Here is a 17,855-nt window from a genome sequence, read left to right as displayed (position 1 = left end):
CCAAGGAAACTTGGTTTATCGATAAATAATAAGGGGGATATTTCAAATGGTTAAAAAGAAAAGTATAATTATGCTCGCTTTGATCATGGCAATGGTGATGATAATCAGTGCTTGCGGCAGCAAAAATAACGCACCTGCTGCTACCCAGACACCTGACGGTGGAGAGACAACTACGAATACTGAGCAAGGCGCAGCAGATACATCAGAGGCTGTTAATCTTAAAATGGTGTTTGTAGGACCAAAACCGGTTGATTACGACTCCGTTTTCGCAGCGATTAATGAAAAATTGAAAGCAAAAATCAATGTAACACTTGAGGGTGAATTTCTGGATTGGTCAGATTGGGCACAGAAATATCCTTTGAAGCTTGCGGCTAACGAAGATTTCGACCTTATCTATACGGCTAACTGGGCTGGATATAATGATCAGGCGCTAAAAGGCGGCTTTCTTGAATTGACTGAAGAGATGCTAAAAACTTATATGCCTGAAACTTTTAAAGCAATGTCCGATGTTAACTGGGATCAAGCTAAAGTAAACGGCAAGCTGTATATGGTTCCTCAAAACAGTGGTGAATCAGTAGAGAAACTTATTCTATATCGTGAAGATTTGCGCAAAAAATACAACCTGCCTGCAATCGACAGCCCGGAAACATTTGCAAACTATTTGAAAACAGTGGGAGCTAACGAGAAAGGAATCACTCCTTTCACACCGGAAACTGGCGACTGGAAGATGCATAACCTAGACCGCATCATGTTGAAGCAGCAAAATGATTGGAACCTGTTTGATTTAGACATTCCACTCGGCTTTAAAATAACGGATGAATCGGGACAGATCTTTAATGTTTATGAAACACCAGAATTTAAAGAGCTGCTTCTTTATTACAAAGACCTTGCGGACAATAATGCTTGGTCCAAAAACGTACTGAACAACAAAAATGATCATCAGCAAGATTTCAGAGAAGGTAAAACCGCAGCTATTTCTCATAATATGGGTACGCTCGGCTCTCTCATGGCCTTGATGCGCCAAACCAATCAATACGAAGTTGCGCTTGCTGACATTAACCCAAACAATAAGAAATCCCAAGCTGTTGCTACACAGAACGGGGTATCCGTACACGCTACATCGAAACATCCGGAACGTGCTCTTATGTTTATTGATTTGATGCAAAATGACAAAGAGCTGCATGACCTAATTAATCTCGGTATTGAAGGCGTTCACTACACGGCTGTTGGTGATGATAAATTCCAATCAACAGACAAAAGCCCGAACTACACCGGCTTCTCCTTCTGGGGCTTTAACTCCCCTCTAAACCGTGATAATGAGTCATTCCCTGAGGAAGCGACGGCTATGCAAAACGGTTGGGATAGCAACGTGTACCACTACCCGCTTGAAACATTTGTTTTCGATAACAGTAAAGTAAAAACAGAAGTTGCCAATGTAAGTAATGTTATGCTTCGTTATGCGATTCCACTGGAGTATGGCGTGATCAAAGACGTGGAAAAAGGCCTTGAAGATTTGAATAAACAAGTCAAAGCAGCAGGTATCGAAAAGATTCAGAACGAACTGCAATCCCAAATCGATGCATTCCTTGCAGCGAAAAAATAAACAAAAGGAGAGAAGGCCGCGGCCTTCTTAAACGGAACACTCCAACGGGAGGTAATAACGAGAAGGCAAACCAATTGTAAAAAAAGGACCGTGTGCGCATCGTTTGCAACCGGTCCTTTTTTTCATTTTCTTAGGATAGCTTCGAATTTCTCTGTTATTCTTTTTAAGGGTCCGGACTACTTCACAAAATGAGGGGTTTTGTACAGATATACTGCTTGGCGTTGAGCTTAATGGGCAGAAGAGCGTAATAACTATTTGTAACTTAATTGTTATTAGGTACGTCTAATTCTGATAAGGGAGGGGATTGACTTGAAAATTTTTTCTATATTCGCAATAACTGCATTACTAGTTTTTGTGTTAGTAGGATGTTCAAATAAAACAACAGAATATCCGAATGTTATTATTTTTAACAACACCCAATTTTATTTATCAGTGGAAAAAGTCACTCTAGATAACATAGGAAATCAAGTCGGTGCAGTGAAACGACTGGTTGATCAAATGCCACAAAAAAATGAAGAATCAAACTTTACACCAGTAGGAAGTAAATTATATGAGATCAAGGGGATTGGTCCCAATGAAGCAATTGCGGTTGAATTAGACGGAGAATACCAAAAAGCATCATCAAAGTAATAGAGGATTGCTATTACACTAAACCGAGGGAACGGGTAACTATAGCTTAACAAAAGACATGCATACAAAACAGCTACATTTGTGACTGTATCCCATAAACAAAACCTCTCCAGAGGCATAAAAAAGGCCCTATAAGCCATTTTCTTTTTATTGGTCGAAGTTTTTTCTTCGAGTACAAAGGGAAAATGGTAAAATAGGGCCTTTCTGCTTGTTTAATGCGTTTAGTCATCTCCGTGGCATCATGCTCACAACATAAATGTCCGATACTTCATCTCGACTTAAACACACAATTTACGGAAATATACGCTAAGCTTATTTTCCGAATACTTTCTCGTTCTGTTGACGTATTTCTTCTTTGGTCATTTTAGGTCTCGGATTTTTCTTTAAATCGTCCATGATTCCAGAAATTTCGCCTTTTGCTTCATGAAGGCTCAGCTTATCCCTTTTTTCGGAATCGACTTTGTTCACGAAAATTTTATCGCCAGATACCTCTTTATCTTTTATAAACTTGCCTTGCGACATACCTGTCAGAACGTAATAATTTTCTGCCGGATTGGCCAAGTCGCCGTCATCCTTAGATAAGAAGAGAATGACCTCTTCTTTAAGATCAAATTCAGGATAGCCTTCCGATTTAGAAATATAATTTCCAACCTTTCCTTTATCAATCCGGACCGTTACAGACTTCTCATTAAATAATTCGTTTTTGTAAACTTCCTCTACGTTTACTACGATATCGGTTTGGATGATATTGCGAACATCCTGTCCCTTCTCACCATTCGGATTGCTCCAGAAGCTCGGCTTGATTTCCGAGACGGTGCCGCGCACAATGACATTTGCTTCGTCAACCAATGCTTTTTTATCTTTTAACGCAATTTCACCCGATGTTACGGTAACCACATTTTTAGGAACTGCATAGTAGATGCCAATTCCCGCCATGAACAAAACCAAAAAAGAAATTGCTATTTTTTTCAAGTGAAATTCACCCCCCATTCCTATTATTAGTAAATAACGGATATACCGTCCTTATCATCCTGCTCGATGTCTCGTTTATAGGTCTCCCCTACGGAGGAACCCGAAATCATGGTCGCTCCTGTAACGTTTGAATGGTTTAAACCGAGGAGATGGCCTAATTCATGGGTAAAAACTTGACCGATGTCATATAAGTTCGCACTGCCATTTCCCCAAGGATGGGATATATTTACATCAATGTCCGCTTCCGACATTGCATTCTCAACGAATTTTCCGTTCATGATTGTTGTTGTAGTGGTCGCATACGTCTGCATAAGATATGTTTGCGTTCCCCGAGAGCCTTTGGTCACTTGATTTAGGTTATTATCGTTAGGATACGTAGTATTGCTGGTATTGGAGCCGATCGAAACCATATTACCTATTCCCGCATTATTCCATTGCGCAGACGCATTGATCATCGCCGTTTTGCTTGTCGCATCAAACGTACTGTAAGGATATACCGTTGTAGGGTACGGCGTAAATCCTCCGTAAAACCAAACATCATAAGCAAATGCAGAGCTTGCTCCCAGCATCAAGCCTATAATTCCGAACAAAGTGACAAGCAGGTTTTTCGTACTTCTTTTCTTCAAAATTACACCTCCATTTTTTGAATCTATGACTTTCAGTCATAGATGGACCACATAATAGATAATACAAGTAATGGTTTATATGGCAATTAATAGTTTATTCTTGTTTTCCGAAATGGGCTTTACGCTTACATAATTGTTAAATACAATCAGTTTCCGATCATCACGATTAGTCATCATTTCAAGCAATCTATCTGTGATGCTTGTAATAATAAGGTCTGGTACATAGGTCCTATAAGGCGTCGAAGGCATCGGGACTGCCCGCAATATACTCGGTTTTTTCATAATAATTAACGGTTTTTTGGATGTTCTCCGATGTTATATAGCTGTACTATCGAGTGGTAGAGGTCTTACATTGAAAAATCTGACATAAAGTATCGCGCTGAAAAAGAGGAGGTATGCAAGTTTTGCTGTTACACAGCCCCAACAAAGATGCTTTTACACAAGTGAATTGAAAACGCTTACTACATCTTAGTGCTGCTAAATGAGACATTTTATTTGAGGAAAGCGGGGGATCCATGTTTTATGCAAAAAAAACCAAAACGTCTTTTTAAGATACTGTTGGCAGCAGCCGTTCTATGTTCGACTGTCATGCCGGGCCTGCCGTTTCGTTCACAGCAGGCGAATGCGAGCGCAGAGCAGGTGGTGAAAAGATTCGATTTCGGTACTGCCGCAAGCCCAGTTAAGGAAGGTTATTCGGCTGTTAATGAGGCTCAGCTTTACACGGCCGAAGCGGGTTATGGCCTCAGTGCGGTGCTCGCGTCCCGGAATCGCTCGGGCGGCGATGAGATGACCAATGATTTTGTGCTTGGCAGCTCGTTTTCCTTTTACGCGGATCTACCTAACGGCGAATATGATGTCACCGTTTATTCAGGCGATCTTCTAACAGGAACAAGCACGACAAAAACGAACGTCGCCTTGGAAGGCGTTGCAGCTGGAACGATCTCAACGAGGCAGGCTATTGCGCAAGCTACCTATCGGACCACGGTAAATGACGGGCAATTGACGGTCGGCATTTCTGCATCTACCGGATATGGCTATCTGAACGGACTCGTGATTGAACAGGTCATGCCTGTTCAACCGGATGCGCCTGCGGGCCTTGCCGTTACAGGAGTAACAAAGAATGACGTGTCGCTTTCATGGGGCAGCGTTGCGGGTGCGGTTCTCTACAAGATTTATCGGACAGAGGGCGGCGGCGCTAGCCTGCTCGCGGGACAATCGACGGGCGCTTCCTTTATCGATACGGATGTAGCGGAAGGCAGCAGCTATACGTACGCGGTAACGGCATTGAACGCCGCGGGATTGGAATCCGAGCTGAGCGAGCCGACGGCTGCGGTTGAAATTCCTGCTGCTGTAGCGCCGGCAGCACCGGTAGGCTTAACGGTCAGCGAGGTATTGGAATCAGCCGTAAAGCTAAGCTGGACGGTAACGGACGGAGCGACAGGCTATAAAATTTGGCGTTCTGATGCGGAAGCGGGTCCATTCGCGGAAATCGGGCAATCGACCGTACCGGCGTTTACCGATGAAGGCGTAGACACTTCCGTATTGCATTACTATCAAATTACGGCATCCAACGATCGCGGTGAGTCGGGTGCGTCGAGCACGGCAGCAAGTGCAGTGTATACAACGCCTGATCCGCTGCCGGAGGGAGACGTTCAGCGCTTCGACTTTGGTGCAGGGGCACAAGCGGAGGGCTATACACGGATTACATCTGCAGCGGCGTATTCTGCGGCTCTGAAATACGGCTTTGCCGATATTTCAAAGGTAAGCTTTGGCGACAGAGGGACGGCGGATGCGCTTAGATCCGACTTTGCCATGCCGCTAAATACAACGTTCAGCATTGATCTTCCGAACGGCGATTATACCGTGTCGCTTATCGCAGGCGACGCTTCGGAAGCATCGGAAATTGCGATTAAAGCCGAAACGATTCAGAAGGTACAGCTTACGGGCAAAGCGGCTGGACAGTTTCTGGAGATGGATTTTCAGATCGCTTTGGTGGACGGCCAGCTGAATTTGGAATTCAGCGGAAGCGCGCCGAAAATCAATGCGCTTGTTATTACGAAGCAGCAGGCACGCCAAGCAGGCGAACTCCCGACCGTTTATATTGCCGGCGACTCGACGGTTCAAACGTATGACCCATATTGGGAGCCGGAAGCAGGCTGGGGCCAAATGCTGCCGCGTTTCTTCAGCAATGACGTCATGTTCAAAAACCATGCGATCGGCGGCAGAAGCTCCAAATCCTTCATCTTCGAAGGACGGCTGGATGCGGTATTGCGTGCCATTAAGCCGGGTGACTATTTCCTTGTTCAGTTTGGCCATAACGATGCAACCATCAGCGTACCGGATCGGTACGCATCGCCGGCCGACTACAAAAATTATTTGAAAACCTATATTAACGGCGCGAGACAGCGCGGTGCTACGCCGATCCTCGTAACGCCAATGGGCCGCAGAGATTTTAATGCGGATACGGGCAAGTTCAACATCAGCTTTCCGGAATATGTAGCGGCAATGAAGAATGTTGCCGAAGAGCTGAATGTGGAGCTGGTCGATCTAAGTACGCTCAGCGTGGCGTATTACGATTCCATCGGCGCGCAGGCGACCTTGTCTGTATTCCTGCATGTCGAGCCGGGAATTTACGGGGCTTTCCCGAACGGGTCTGCGGACAACACGCACTTCCAGGAGTACGGCGCAATCCAGCTGGCCCGCCTGCTCGCGGGAGGCATTGAGCAGCTGAATGTACCGCTGGCGGATTTTGTTCAAGAGATTGAACAGCCTGAAGCCGTGCCGGCTAAGCCTGCCGGACTGGTCGCGGGCAGCGTCAGCAACGCAGGCGCTCAGCTGCAGTGGAATGTCGTGGAAGGAACGGATATTTATAAAATATACCGAAAGCTCACATCAGAGCCGGACACGGCTTATGCCTTGATCGGAACGGCAACCGTTCCGAAATTAACGATCGGAGGCATGCTGGAGGGCCAGACCTATACGGTCCGCGTAACAGCGGTTAACGGGCGGGGCGAGTCTGAGCCGTCGAATGCCGTATCGATTACGACCAAATCGGCCCTATACCGCTTCGATTTTGGCCCGGTAGGCGCTCCAGTTGCGTCAGGATATACCGAAGTAAACCGCAACGTTCTCTATACGCCGGAACTTGGGTACGGCCTTACTTCGAGCACGGGCATGATCGACCGCGACCGCGGATCGGTAACAGATGATTTGCGCAGAGATTTTGTCGCGTATTTCGGCAACTCATATGAATTCCAGGTTGATCTCCCGAATGGCTATTATTCGGTTAAGACGTATACGGGAGACTGGATCGGCTCGACGAGAACAAACGTCAGCATTGAAGGCAAAGATTATGGAACGATTGCTTCAGGCAAAGCCAATATAGCCGAAAAGATGTTTAACCAAATAGCGGTGAAGGACGGAAAGATGAACCTTGTCTTCAGCGGCCAGACGGCTCATCTGAACGGATTGGAAATTACGCCGCTTCTGCTGTCGCCGACGGACCTGACGCTTACCGGCATCGACCTGAATAGCGATCCGGTATCGGCAGCCCTTTCCTGGGGAGCGGTAGACGGCGCATCCGCCTACCGTGTGTACCGTCAAGCGACCGTTGCAAGCAGCCCGGAGCTGCTTATCGAAACGTCGGACACCCATTTTACGGACCTGACCGCTGATGTTGGCTTGGATTACGAATACATGGTTACAGCTGTGGAAAGCACAGGCTTTGAATCTGTAGCCTCGAATGTGCTTACCGTATCCATGATTGATCCAAACGTCGCAAAGGCGGCTGTTCCGACAGGCTTAGCGGTGCAGTCGACGAATAAAAACGACATCACATTCACTTGGGATGCTGTTGCGGAAGCACGCATGTTTAATATTTACCGTGCGAAAAAAGCGGATGGGGAATATACGCTGATCGGCAAATCGACAGAGGCCAAATATACGGACACAACGGTATTGACGACTATTTCTTACTACTATAAAGTCGCATCGGTTAACGCAGGAGGCATCTCCGAGCAATCGGCGAGCTTGGAAACACCTGCAGTGACCACGCTATATCGCAATATGGAGTATTTGGACCGTGCACCGGTAGCGGTTAAACAGGATGCAGGCAACTATATTGGATGGAGATTGCTGGGCTTGGATCCGGCAGCCATTGGATTTAACCTGTACCGTGACGGCGTAAAGATAAACGCAGCGCCCATAACGGATACGACGAACTATGTCGATACGGCGGGCACAGACAGCTCCTCCTACAAATTGACGTCGGTTATGAATGGCGTAGAGAAATCGGCCTCCGAAGCATTCGGCGTATGGCAGAAGCAATATTTGTCGGTTCCCTTGCAGAAGCCGGCGGATGATTATACGAAGGACGGTCAGCCGTACACGTATAGCGCGGGAGATGCGAGCGTCGGTGATTTGGACGGTGACGGCCAGTATGAGATTGTTCTGCTGTGGTCGCCTTCGAACAGCAAGGATAACTCGCAGGGCGGTTATACGGGCATCGTATACATGGATGCTTACGAAATGGACGGAACGCGTCTATGGCGCATTAATCTGGGCCCGAACATCCGTGCAGGCGCACATTATACGCAGTTTATGGTGTACGATTTGGACGGTGACGGACGCGCAGAGGTTACGTTTAAGACCGCAGACGGGACGATTGACGGCCAAGGCCATGCCATTGGCGACGCCAGCGCGGATTATCGCAACAGCGGCGGTTATGTATTGCTTGGCAATGAATATTTGACCGTATTCAACGGATTAACCGGCGGGGAGCTCGACACCGTGGCCTACGATCCTCCGCGCGGGGACGTTGGCGGATGGGGGGATGCATACGGGAACCGCGTAGACCGCTTCCTGGCAGGCGTTGCTTACCTGGACGGCGAGCACCCTAGCGTTATTTTCAGCAGGGGCTACTATACGAGAACAGTATTGTCCGCGTACAGCTTCCGTGACGGTCAGCTCGAACAGCAGTGGAAATTCGATTCGAACGACGAGGGTTATGGAAGCTATGCCGGCCAGGGCAATCATAACCTGTCTATTGCCGACGTAGACGGCGACGGCAAAGATGAAGTTTCGTTCGGCGCCATGGCGATCGACGATGACGGCAAACCTTTATACAATACAGGGCTTGGTCATGGAGATGCTATGCATCTGGGCGATCTTGATCCGACAAGACCGGGGCTCGAATTGTTCGACGTGCATGAGCATGCGGATTCCGAATACGGCATGGAGATGCGTGATCCGGCTACGGGCGAAATTTTATGGGGCGTGCATACCGGTATCGATACGGGACGCGGGCTCTCGGCCGATATTGATCCGAACCATGTGGGCGAAGAGGCATGGTCGGCTACGATCACGAACGAGCAGCATATCCCGATTACCGGCCTATACAATGCGCGCGGCGAATTAATTACGACGAATATCCCAACGTCTACGAATTTCGGCGTATGGTGGGATGGCGATCTGCTGCGCGAGCTGCAGGATTATAACCGCATTGATAAGTGGGACTACGCGAGTGAAACGACTGCCAATTTATTTACAGCAGAAGGAGCGTCGTCCAATAACTCGACCAAAGCGAACCCGAGCCTGCAGGCTGATTTGTTCGGTGACTGGCGCGAGGAAGTCATGTGGCGATCATCGGACAGCTCGGAGCTGCGCATTTATACGACAACGGATGTAACGGGGCACCGGATCCGGACGTTAATGCATGATCCTGTGTATCGCTTGGGCGTTGCTTGGCAGAACGTAGCCTACAACCAGCCTCCGCATACCAGCTTCTATCTTGGGGCCGATATGACGGAGCCGGCTGCACCACATATTCAGTATATTGGCGCACCGCAGCAGCATGAGGATACGACTGCACCGGCAGTGGCGGGGTTGCCGCCTCAGCAATTAACGGTTTCCGACGTCTATGCCGTGCAAGTAACTGCTGAGGATCAAGAGTCGGGTATTCGCAGTTTGGTATTAACGTTTGACGGAACGGTGATTGAGAACGGAAGCCAGCTTCCATTGAAGGATAACGCAGGTATTCATACGTTTACGGCGGTGGCCGTGAACAATGAAGGCCTTGAGACTGTTAAGACTATGACGATTATCGTGACAGGAATCGAGAAGGCGACAGCTGTACCTGGCAAGCCGGTTCTGTCCAATAACAATGGCCATGATAACGGTCTTTTGGATGGCAGCTACAAAATTACGATGAATCTCTGGTACGGCAACAACGGCACAGTTTACAAGCTGTATGAGAATGGACTGCTTATTGATACGCAGGTGCTGACAGACCGTTCACCTTCGGCACAAACGGCCACAACGAGCATCACAGGCAAAGTGAATGGCACATACATCTATACCTGTGAGCTGATAAACTCTTATGGGACAACGTTCTGCGGATCGCATGAGGTCAAAGTAAAGGATGCTGCGCCTGCAAAACCGGTTTTATCCCATGATAACTGGGATGGAAACGGGGATTACAAAATCACGATGAACCTGTGGTGGGGCACGAACGGCACCACATACCGTCTCTTCGAGAACGGCGTGCTCATCGATACCCAAACGCTGACGGCAAATACGCCTTATGCACAAAACGCATTTACCAGCGTGAGCGGCAGAAGGTCAGGGACGTACGAGTATCGGGTGGAACTCGAGAACGCCAGCGGCATGAACGAAAGCATTGTGATGAAGGTTATAGTCAAATAGCTGTACCTATTAAAAAACATGCCCGCTGACCATTGAGGTTGGCGGGCATGTTTTGAAATATAAGAAAGTATAAATTTTAACCTTATACAATGCTTATATTTCATCGCGAAACGAGCTTCTGCCGCTAAAGACGGCGTCAGCCGTTTACGCTTGTTAGATGCAAAATTTCATTTTGCGAGGCATATCGGAAAAGGGACAGAAGTCGTTTCAGAACTGAAACCAAGAATTACTGGTTATAATTACTGGTTTTTCTAGATCGAATTACTTTACCGCCAATTAATCCGAGTAGAGCAATTAAAGCTGAAGCCAACATAATGCCTTTATAATCATAGAAAAAAATACGCATAATAATAAATCCTGTTAGACCACCATATAACATGATTTCAAATAATTTTTTCATTATACATACCTTCCTGGTAAAAAGGTCTTATTTCCAAATGCTAACTAAACATAGTATAGGCTGCAGAACTCAGGCAACGAAAATGACATTGGTATTTTCCGAAATAGGGTTTGCGTGGATTAATTGCAAAAATATAGGTTTATTAAATGTGATTGGAAAAAGGCGTGGTAGTTTTATGCTATTCAAGTGAATCCTTTATTTTTTATGGAAGGTACGAAGTTTTTAAAGGAGAATCAAATAAGTATATAGAAGTAATATATTTCCTTTTTTCATAAAGTTGAGGGATTTTGGAATCTAGCTGGTTAATCTTTTTGATTATATTGGGGGGATATCATATGTTACTCGTTCAAAATGATGATAGGCAGCCGGCTGTGATCGAAGCAATTGCCAAGGATGCGGAGGAACTAGGCTTTAAAATGTCCTGCGATACGGAAACCGGTTCTTTGCTCAGAACGCTGGCGGCTTCCTGCGCGAACGGCAAGCTGTTAGAATTGGGCACGGGTGCGGGCATATCTACAAGCTGGATATTGGACGGTATGGACCAGGAATCTACGTTGTTGACGGTCGAGAGTGACGAAGCGTTGCAGGCCATAGCCAAAAAGCATCTAGGCTCCGATAATAGAGTACAACTTTTCACTATGGATGGGGCAGTTATGATAAATGAGTTAAAAGGCGAGGCGTTTGACTTCATCTTCGCGGATACTTGGCCCGGGAAATTCTATGCGTTGGATGAAACATTAGACTTACTGAAGGCGGGAGGGCTTTATATCATTGATGACCTAAACCCGGTTGCAACCTGGTCGGAAGGTCATCCTCAAAAAGTAGAAAACCTGATAAGTTACTTGGATGCCAGGGAAGATTTATGGATAACGAAGTTGAACTGGTCAACTGGAATCATGATCGCAACAAAGAAGCATCCAAGCGGATGAATCTCACAAAATAAAAGGACTGGCACCCCGGCAAAGTAAGCTTAGCGGAGGAGCAGTCCTCTTTGGCATGGAATAAAATTAAAGTACGTTCAAATGAGGGATAACTAACCCCCCGTATGCGAATGCGATAACAATGACGAAGGCAGGATGAATTTTGCGGAACTGCATCGCCCAGAAAGCTACTGCCGCTATGATGAGTGATTGAAGGATGCCAATGGATTCGACGGAGCTTTGAGCCATTTGCCAAGTCAGCAGAAGCATCATGACGGCAATGACGGGCTGCACGAGCAGGGTCATTCCTTTAACGACTGGCGACTGACGATGCTTCTGCAGTACTTTAAGCAGCAGGATAAGCGCGACAGCCGAAGGGACGATCGTTGCAGCTAAGGCTAGAAGAATGCCTACCCAGCCGCCGACGTCGTAGCCGACGAACGCGGCTATTTTTGTCGCAATCGGGCCTGGCAGCGCATTGCCCAAAGCAAGAATATTCGAAAACTCTACCGGCGTCGTCCACGCATGGTTGGTCACGATCTCCCGGTACATGAGCGGGATGGAAGCAGGGCCTCCGCCGTAACCGAGCACGTTGGCAATAAAAAAGCCGATAACTATATTAATCCATTCCACGTGTGACGCCCTCCTTCTGCTGTACGGTGCGCTGCTGCTTTTGCTGCTTTCTGCGCTGCAGGGCTCCTACGGTTCTCAGGTGGAAAGCGCCGTAACCTAGAAATAAAAGAATAACGATTGCGGGATGAATATGAATGCCCTGCAGCAGTCCAAAAGCTAAGGCGAAAAAACCAAAGCCAACGTATTTGCCAAGTCCCTTCACGGCCCTTTCTCCGAACTCATAGGCCATCATGCCAAGCATGACCGCAATAACAGGGGTCACTGCCCCGATCATCCCCTGTATGAATGCCGCGCTGCTGAGAAACTGGACGGTCGTTAACAGCAGGATCATCGCGATGCCCGAGGGGACGATATGGGCGAGTACGGATACGATCGCACCCAGCGTCCCTTTTTCCCGATAACCCAGATAAGCTGCGATTTTTGTGGCAATAGGTCCCGGCAATGCATTCGCGAGGGCCAGGATTTCACCGAATTCCTCGTCTTCGATCCATTTGTAATTCGTTACGGCTTCGTAACGAATAAGCGGGATGACGGAGGGCCCGCCGCCGTATCCGATAATTCCGGTCTTCATCATCGCCCACGACAGCTGCATATAGCGGTTGTTCATTATTTTGCTCGCCATGATTTACAGCCTCATTCCCATACGGCTCTTGTATCGGTTAATGAGCACCTGGCAATCCACGCTCATGATGCCGGGCAAGGTGTACAGCTTCTCCTTCAGAAAATGCTCCATCTCCTGATTGTTGCGGAAAAGGCCGTGCATATGCAGCTTGCTGGGTCCGGTCATGTGGTAGAGGCTAGTGACGAACGGCTCGGTTGAGAGCTGGTCGGCGACGGCGTGCAAATGCTTTGGCTCAACCTCTACATTAAAAAAAGCCGACACGTTTATGCCGATTCGCTCCGGATTAATCACGGCGGTAAACCGTTCGATAACGCCTCCATCCATTAAAGCATTGATACGGGATTGAACGGCTACCCGCGACAAGCCTATCTCCTTCGCTAAATCCGTGTAAGATATTCTGCCATTTATATTGAGTTCAGCAATGATTTTGCGATCGATGTCATCTATTTCTATCGTGTACGTCTCGTCAACCGGTCTCGTTTGCACTGGTTTATCAGCTCCAATCCTTATTTTCGCCATTTCAAGGTGTCTTGTAATATCGCGTTTTAATTACCATATGTTTAAATATATACACATTACCATTCGTTTTCAATACAATTTATTAAAAGTGATTACATTTTAGTTGCCTATCATTTGTTAAGATGGTATTTTAAATTCATATACAATGTTATATTATCTCTCATAAAAAATATACCGTTTACGAGTTTTATTTAAAATATAAGAAAGTATAAATTTTAACCTTATACAATGCTTATATTTCATCGCGAAACGAGCTTCTGCCGCTAAAGACGGCGTCAGCCGTTTACGCTTGAATATATAAGAATTTATATGTTTTCACTTATAAATCTGCTTATATATTTCCGCGAAACGAGCTTTTGCCGCTGCAGGATGGCACAGCCGTTACGTTTGTTAGCAAATCATTTTTGGGAGTGGTAGACGTGAATCAGTCCGTGGTTGGAACGAAAGCAATGGTTGTGAGCCCTCATTATTTAGCTACTGCGGCTGGAGCACGCATGCTGGAGAAGGGGGGGAATGCTTATGATGCCGCGGTCGCGGTTAGTGCATGTCTCGCCATTGTGTACCCGCATATGACAAGTCTCGGGGGAGATTCCTTTTGGCTGGGCTATCATCATGGCGAAGGCAAGGTTCGCGGCTATAATGCGAGCGGGCGATCAGGCTATAAAGCAAATATCGGCGCCTATGCGGGTCTTGCGGCTATACCGAATCGGGGCATCGGCAGCATCGTCACGGTACCCGGCATGGTTGACGGCTGGGATGCGGTTCATCGCGAGTATGGCCGTTTGTCTTGGGCGGAAGTGCTGGCACCTGCCATAGACTATGCCGAAAATGGTTTTCCGATGTCGAATGATCAATATCAGAACACGGTTCATAATGAATCGGTGCTTGCGAGGTCGCTTGAAACAGCGGATATTTATTTGCCTGGCGGTCAAGCCGCGAAGACCGGCGAACGCTTTAAACAGCTTGCGCTGGCGAAGACGCTGCGGCGGCTGGCGGAATTTGGGCGCGATGAATTTTATAAGGGAGAAACGGCAAAGGAAATCACGAATTTCCTCGGCAAGCATGACGGACTTCTGACAGCGGATGACTTTGCCGATCATCACGGGGATTGGGTAACGCCGATCGAAGGCTCCTACCGAGGTTATACGCTTCATCAGATGCCTCCAAACTCCCAAGGTTTTTCCGCAATTATGGCTCTTCATATATTAGAACAGTTTAAGTTGGGTGAAATCGCGCATGGCTCACATGACTATTATCAGCTGTGCATTGAGGCGCTTAAGCTGAGCTTCCGTGACCGGAATACCTACTTATCTGATCCCGCGTTTACGAATGTGCCGCTTGAGCGGCTGTTGGATAAAGATTATGCAGCAGCGCTTGCCGCCTCTATTGAACTCGGCCGTGCGTCCTCGGAGAAATCAGAGGTGCTCGGCAGCGATACGGCTTATGCAGCAGTTGTCGATGAGGAAGGGAATTCGGTCTCCTTCATTCAAAGTCTGTACTTTGAGTTCGGATCAGGTGTCGTAGCTGGGAATACGGGGGTCTTGCTGCAAAATCGCGGCTCGTTCTTCTCCCTTGACCCGAATCATGTAAACAGCCTGAAGCCGGCCAAAAGAACATTCCATACCCTCATGCCGGCGATGGCGTGCCGCGATGGCAAGCCGGCGGTGCTGTATGGCACGCAAGGCGGAGAAGGGCAGCCGCAGACGCAAACCGCGATTTTTACCCGGATGATCGACTATGGAATGAACCCGCAGCAAGCGATTAACGAGCCTAGGTGGGTATGGGGCCGGACATGGGGAGAACCGACACAGGAACTGAAGATCGAAGGGCGCGTATCGCAGGATGTTCTGGAATCGTTGGCACAAGCGGGTCATATTGTACGCAAAGTAAAGGATTTTGACGGGATTATGGGGCATGCGCATGCGATTATGCGCGATGAGCAGGGATTCCTGCTGGGCGGCTCGGACCCCCGCTGTGATGGTGCGGCAATAGGTTGGTAGTATCCAATAGGAGAGACTTGGAGGCTGAAATAACGATGAAGCAAAGCTGGAACGCGTATGCTAATGAACATTTGGTGCTCGAGCCTCAAGCTGAGGGGAGCCTAAGCGGTAAAAAGTTTGCGGTCAAAGATGTGTTTAATATTGCCGGTCACACATCGGGTGCAGGCAATCCGGATTGGCTGCGGACGCACGGGCCCTCGACGGAGAATGCCGCAGCTATAGACCACCTTCTCCGAAACGGCGCAAGGCTGGAGGGAACAACGCTTACGGATGAAATGATGTACAGCATCAACGGAGAAAATGCCCATTACGGGACACCGGTCAATCCGAAAGCGCCCGGGCGCATACCGGGTGGATCCTCCAGCGGATCGGCCGTTGCGGTATCGGCGGGGTTAGCGGACTTTGCGATTGGGACCGATACGGGAGGCTCCATTCGAGTGCCGTCCGCTTATTGTGGCATTTATGGCATTCGACCAACGCATGGCACTGTGGATGCGAGCGGCTTGATTCCGTTGGCACCGAGCTTTGATACAGTGGGCTGGATGGCCCGCGATCCTCAGACGCTGCTCGAGGTGGGAAAAGTGCTTCTGGATACCGAGCCGTCAGCCGGCTCGGGATTTATGCGGATGCTATTCGCTCAGGATGTATGGTCATTAACGGATGACCATACAAAATCGGCGGCTTCCCGCTATTTCCCGGCACTGCGTGAAAGGGTTCGGCAGCATGAGGATGTTGTCGTGGCGCCGGACGGCCTGCGGGAGTGGATGGACGCTTTTCGTACCATTCAGGGCTTGGAAATTTGGCGCGCGCATCAAGAATGGATCACACAGGTACAGCCTGTGTTTGGTCCGGGAATTGCTGAGCGGTTTGCTTGGGCAAGCACGCTTAAAGAAGAGGAAAGTGGCGTGGCATACAAGCTGCGTGAAACCGCATGTATCCATATGAATGAACTGCTCGGGACAGATGCCGTGCTCGTTTTGCCGACTGTGCCAGCGATAGCTCCACTGCTTCAATTGTCGGGTTCTGAGGTGGAGCAGCGCCGTGTACAAACGCTCGAAATGAGCTGCATTGCCGGACTAGCAGGGCTTCCTCAAGTGACGGTGCCGATCGCGGGAGAGTTAGGTTATCCGGTTGGATTGTCTTTTGTTGCGGGTCGAGGTCAAGATTTGCGGCTGCTGGAATGGGTAGCTAATCGCGTATCGTCAATTGTTGAGCCATAAGCTAAAGCAGAGGAGTGCTTATAGATGAAATTATCTACCGTAAAAGTAAATGGTAAAGAGCAAGCCGCGATTTCAATCGCGGAAGGGCTTGTCCTTATAGAAACGATTAACGTAGCGGAACGAGCGGGCTGGAGTACGGAGCTGTTCGAGCTGATCCGTCTTGGAGAGCTTGCGACTCTCACGGAATGGTACAATACCGGCGGCAAGGAAAAGCTGGAACAGCTGACTTTAATTCCTTATGAAGAAGCAGACTACGGCCCCCTCTATCGACATCCTCGTAAAATTTGGGGCATCGGCCTAAACTACGTGAAGGATGCCGCAGAGCTTGCCGCAGCAGATCCGAATGATGAGCCGGTCAGCTTTATGAAGCCGGATACGACCATTATCGGTCCGCTTGATGCCATTCGGATTCCTCCTGAGGAGGGAACCATCACTGCAGAGGCCGAGTTAGGCATTATTATTGGAAAGACTTGCAAAAACATAACGGAAGCTGAAGTATACGATGCCATCGCCGGCTATACGACGACTATCGACGTAACGGCATCGGATATCCACGCTAGAAATCAGCGATACTTAACGAGAGCCAAAAGCTTTGATACCTTCTTTAGCTTCGGGCCTCAGTTTATTACGAAGGATGAATTTCCCGATCCGCTGGACATTCAAGTGGAAACGGCGCTTAACGGGGCGACAGCGCATCGGAACAAGGTGTTTAATATGAAGTTTCGGCCATGGTATGCGGTTGCTTTTCATTCGAAAGTAATGACGCTGCTTCCTGGGGATATTATTATGACCGGTACCCCGGGCGCTGTCGTTATTCGAGACGGAGATGTAGTGGAATGCCGTATCGAAGGCTTTGAGCCGCTGCTTAATCCCGTCAAAAATTGAAGACCGAAGCAAAAAAATAACGATTAAAGAGTAGTGTAGAAAGAAAATAAAGTATTAGACTGTGTTAATTGTAGTAACGTAAATAGAGGATGGTTAGTTCATTATATGAGCTAATCTCCTCTA

At 48.1% G+C, this 17,855-nt stretch carries 13 protein-coding genes; 7 read left to right on the top strand and 6 right to left on the bottom strand.

Annotated elements, in window-relative coordinates:
* The first annotated feature begins 46 nt into the window (after positions 1 to 46).
* Both RCO25_RS20670 and RCO25_RS20665 read left to right on the top strand, forming a co-directional pair.
* On the top strand, positions 47 to 1,603 hold the full coding sequence (locus RCO25_RS20670) for an ABC transporter substrate-binding protein (RefSeq protein WP_308998020.1): 1,557 nt from the start codon (positions 47 to 49) through the stop codon (positions 1,601 to 1,603).
* Between the two features lie 309 nt (positions 1,604 to 1,912).
* Positions 1,913 to 2,233 (top strand): hypothetical protein, encoded by a 321-nt coding sequence (locus RCO25_RS20665; protein ID WP_308998019.1) that lies wholly within the window; start codon positions 1,913 to 1,915, stop codon positions 2,231 to 2,233.
* A 312-nt stretch (positions 2,234 to 2,545) separates the two neighbouring features.
* Here RCO25_RS20665 and RCO25_RS20660 read toward each other — a convergent pair whose 3' ends face one another.
* Complete coding sequence (locus RCO25_RS20660) at positions 2,546 to 3,205, bottom strand: hypothetical protein (RefSeq protein ID WP_308998018.1); 660 nt, start codon at positions 3,203 to 3,205, stop codon at positions 2,546 to 2,548.
* Between the two features lie 26 nt (positions 3,206 to 3,231).
* Positions 3,232 to 3,831: a matrixin family metalloprotease gene (locus tag RCO25_RS20655; RefSeq protein ID WP_308998017.1), complete on the bottom strand. Its 600-nt coding sequence runs from the start codon at positions 3,829 to 3,831 to the stop codon at positions 3,232 to 3,234.
* Between the two features lie 522 nt (positions 3,832 to 4,353).
* Here RCO25_RS20655 and RCO25_RS20650 point away from each other — a divergent pair.
* On the top strand, positions 4,354 to 10,533 hold the full coding sequence (locus RCO25_RS20650; RefSeq protein WP_308998016.1) for a rhamnogalacturonan lyase family protein: 6,180 nt from the start codon (positions 4,354 to 4,356) through the stop codon (positions 10,531 to 10,533).
* A gap of 226 nt (positions 10,534 to 10,759) precedes the next feature.
* Here the strand turns inward: RCO25_RS20650 and RCO25_RS20645 are convergent, their stop codons facing one another.
* Positions 10,760 to 10,933, bottom strand: a complete 174-nt coding sequence (locus tag RCO25_RS20645) for a hypothetical protein (RefSeq protein WP_308998015.1) — start codon at positions 10,931 to 10,933, stop codon at positions 10,760 to 10,762.
* Positions 10,934 to 11,268: 335 nt separating this feature from the next.
* Between RCO25_RS20645 and RCO25_RS20640 the strand changes: the two genes are divergently transcribed.
* On the top strand, positions 11,269 to 11,862 hold the full coding sequence (locus tag RCO25_RS20640; protein ID WP_308998014.1) for an O-methyltransferase: 594 nt from the start codon (positions 11,269 to 11,271) through the stop codon (positions 11,860 to 11,862).
* A gap of 78 nt (positions 11,863 to 11,940) precedes the next feature.
* On the opposite strand, the gene chrA is transcribed toward RCO25_RS20640, so the two are convergent.
* The 3 genes from chrA to chrS are packed head-to-tail and all read right to left on the bottom strand — an operon-like array spanning position 11,941 to position 13,594.
* The gene (chrA, locus tag RCO25_RS20635; protein ID WP_308998013.1) at positions 11,941 to 12,486 is read right to left on the bottom strand and encodes a chromate efflux transporter ChrA; all 546 of its coding nucleotides are present in this window, start codon (positions 12,484 to 12,486) and stop codon (positions 11,941 to 11,943) included.
* Entirely contained in the window at positions 12,473 to 13,108 is a 636-nt protein-coding gene (gene chrB / locus RCO25_RS20630; protein WP_308998012.1) for a chromate efflux transporter ChrB, read from the bottom strand. Before chrB ends, chrA begins: the two co-directional genes overlap by 14 nt.
* A gap of 3 nt (positions 13,109 to 13,111) precedes the next feature.
* Complete coding sequence (gene chrS / locus RCO25_RS20625) at positions 13,112 to 13,594, bottom strand: chromate efflux transcriptional regulator ChrS (protein ID WP_308998011.1); 483 nt, start codon at positions 13,592 to 13,594, stop codon at positions 13,112 to 13,114.
* Between the two features lie 482 nt (positions 13,595 to 14,076).
* On the opposite strand from chrS, the gene ggt reads away from it, so the two are divergent.
* The 3 genes from ggt to RCO25_RS20610 are packed head-to-tail and all read left to right on the top strand — an operon-like array spanning position 14,077 to position 17,732.
* A complete protein-coding gene (gene ggt, locus RCO25_RS20620) occupies positions 14,077 to 15,627 on the top strand; it encodes a gamma-glutamyltransferase (protein WP_308998083.1) in 1,551 nt (516 codons plus the stop codon).
* 35 nt (positions 15,628 to 15,662) lie between these two features.
* Complete coding sequence (locus tag RCO25_RS20615; RefSeq protein ID WP_308998010.1) at positions 15,663 to 16,847, top strand: amidase; 1,185 nt, start codon at positions 15,663 to 15,665, stop codon at positions 16,845 to 16,847.
* A gap of 24 nt (positions 16,848 to 16,871) precedes the next feature.
* A complete protein-coding gene (locus RCO25_RS20610) occupies positions 16,872 to 17,732 on the top strand; it encodes a fumarylacetoacetate hydrolase family protein (protein ID WP_308998009.1) in 861 nt (286 codons plus the stop codon).
* Positions 17,733 to 17,855: the final 123 nt, after the last annotated feature.

Source organism: Paenibacillus sp. LHD-38, assembly GCF_031157315.1.
In the GTDB taxonomy this organism is placed as follows: Bacteria; Bacillota; Bacilli; order Paenibacillales; family Paenibacillaceae; genus Pristimantibacillus.
Note: the sequence above shows the minus strand (reverse complement) of the source record. Positions and strands in the feature narration are given on the sequence as shown.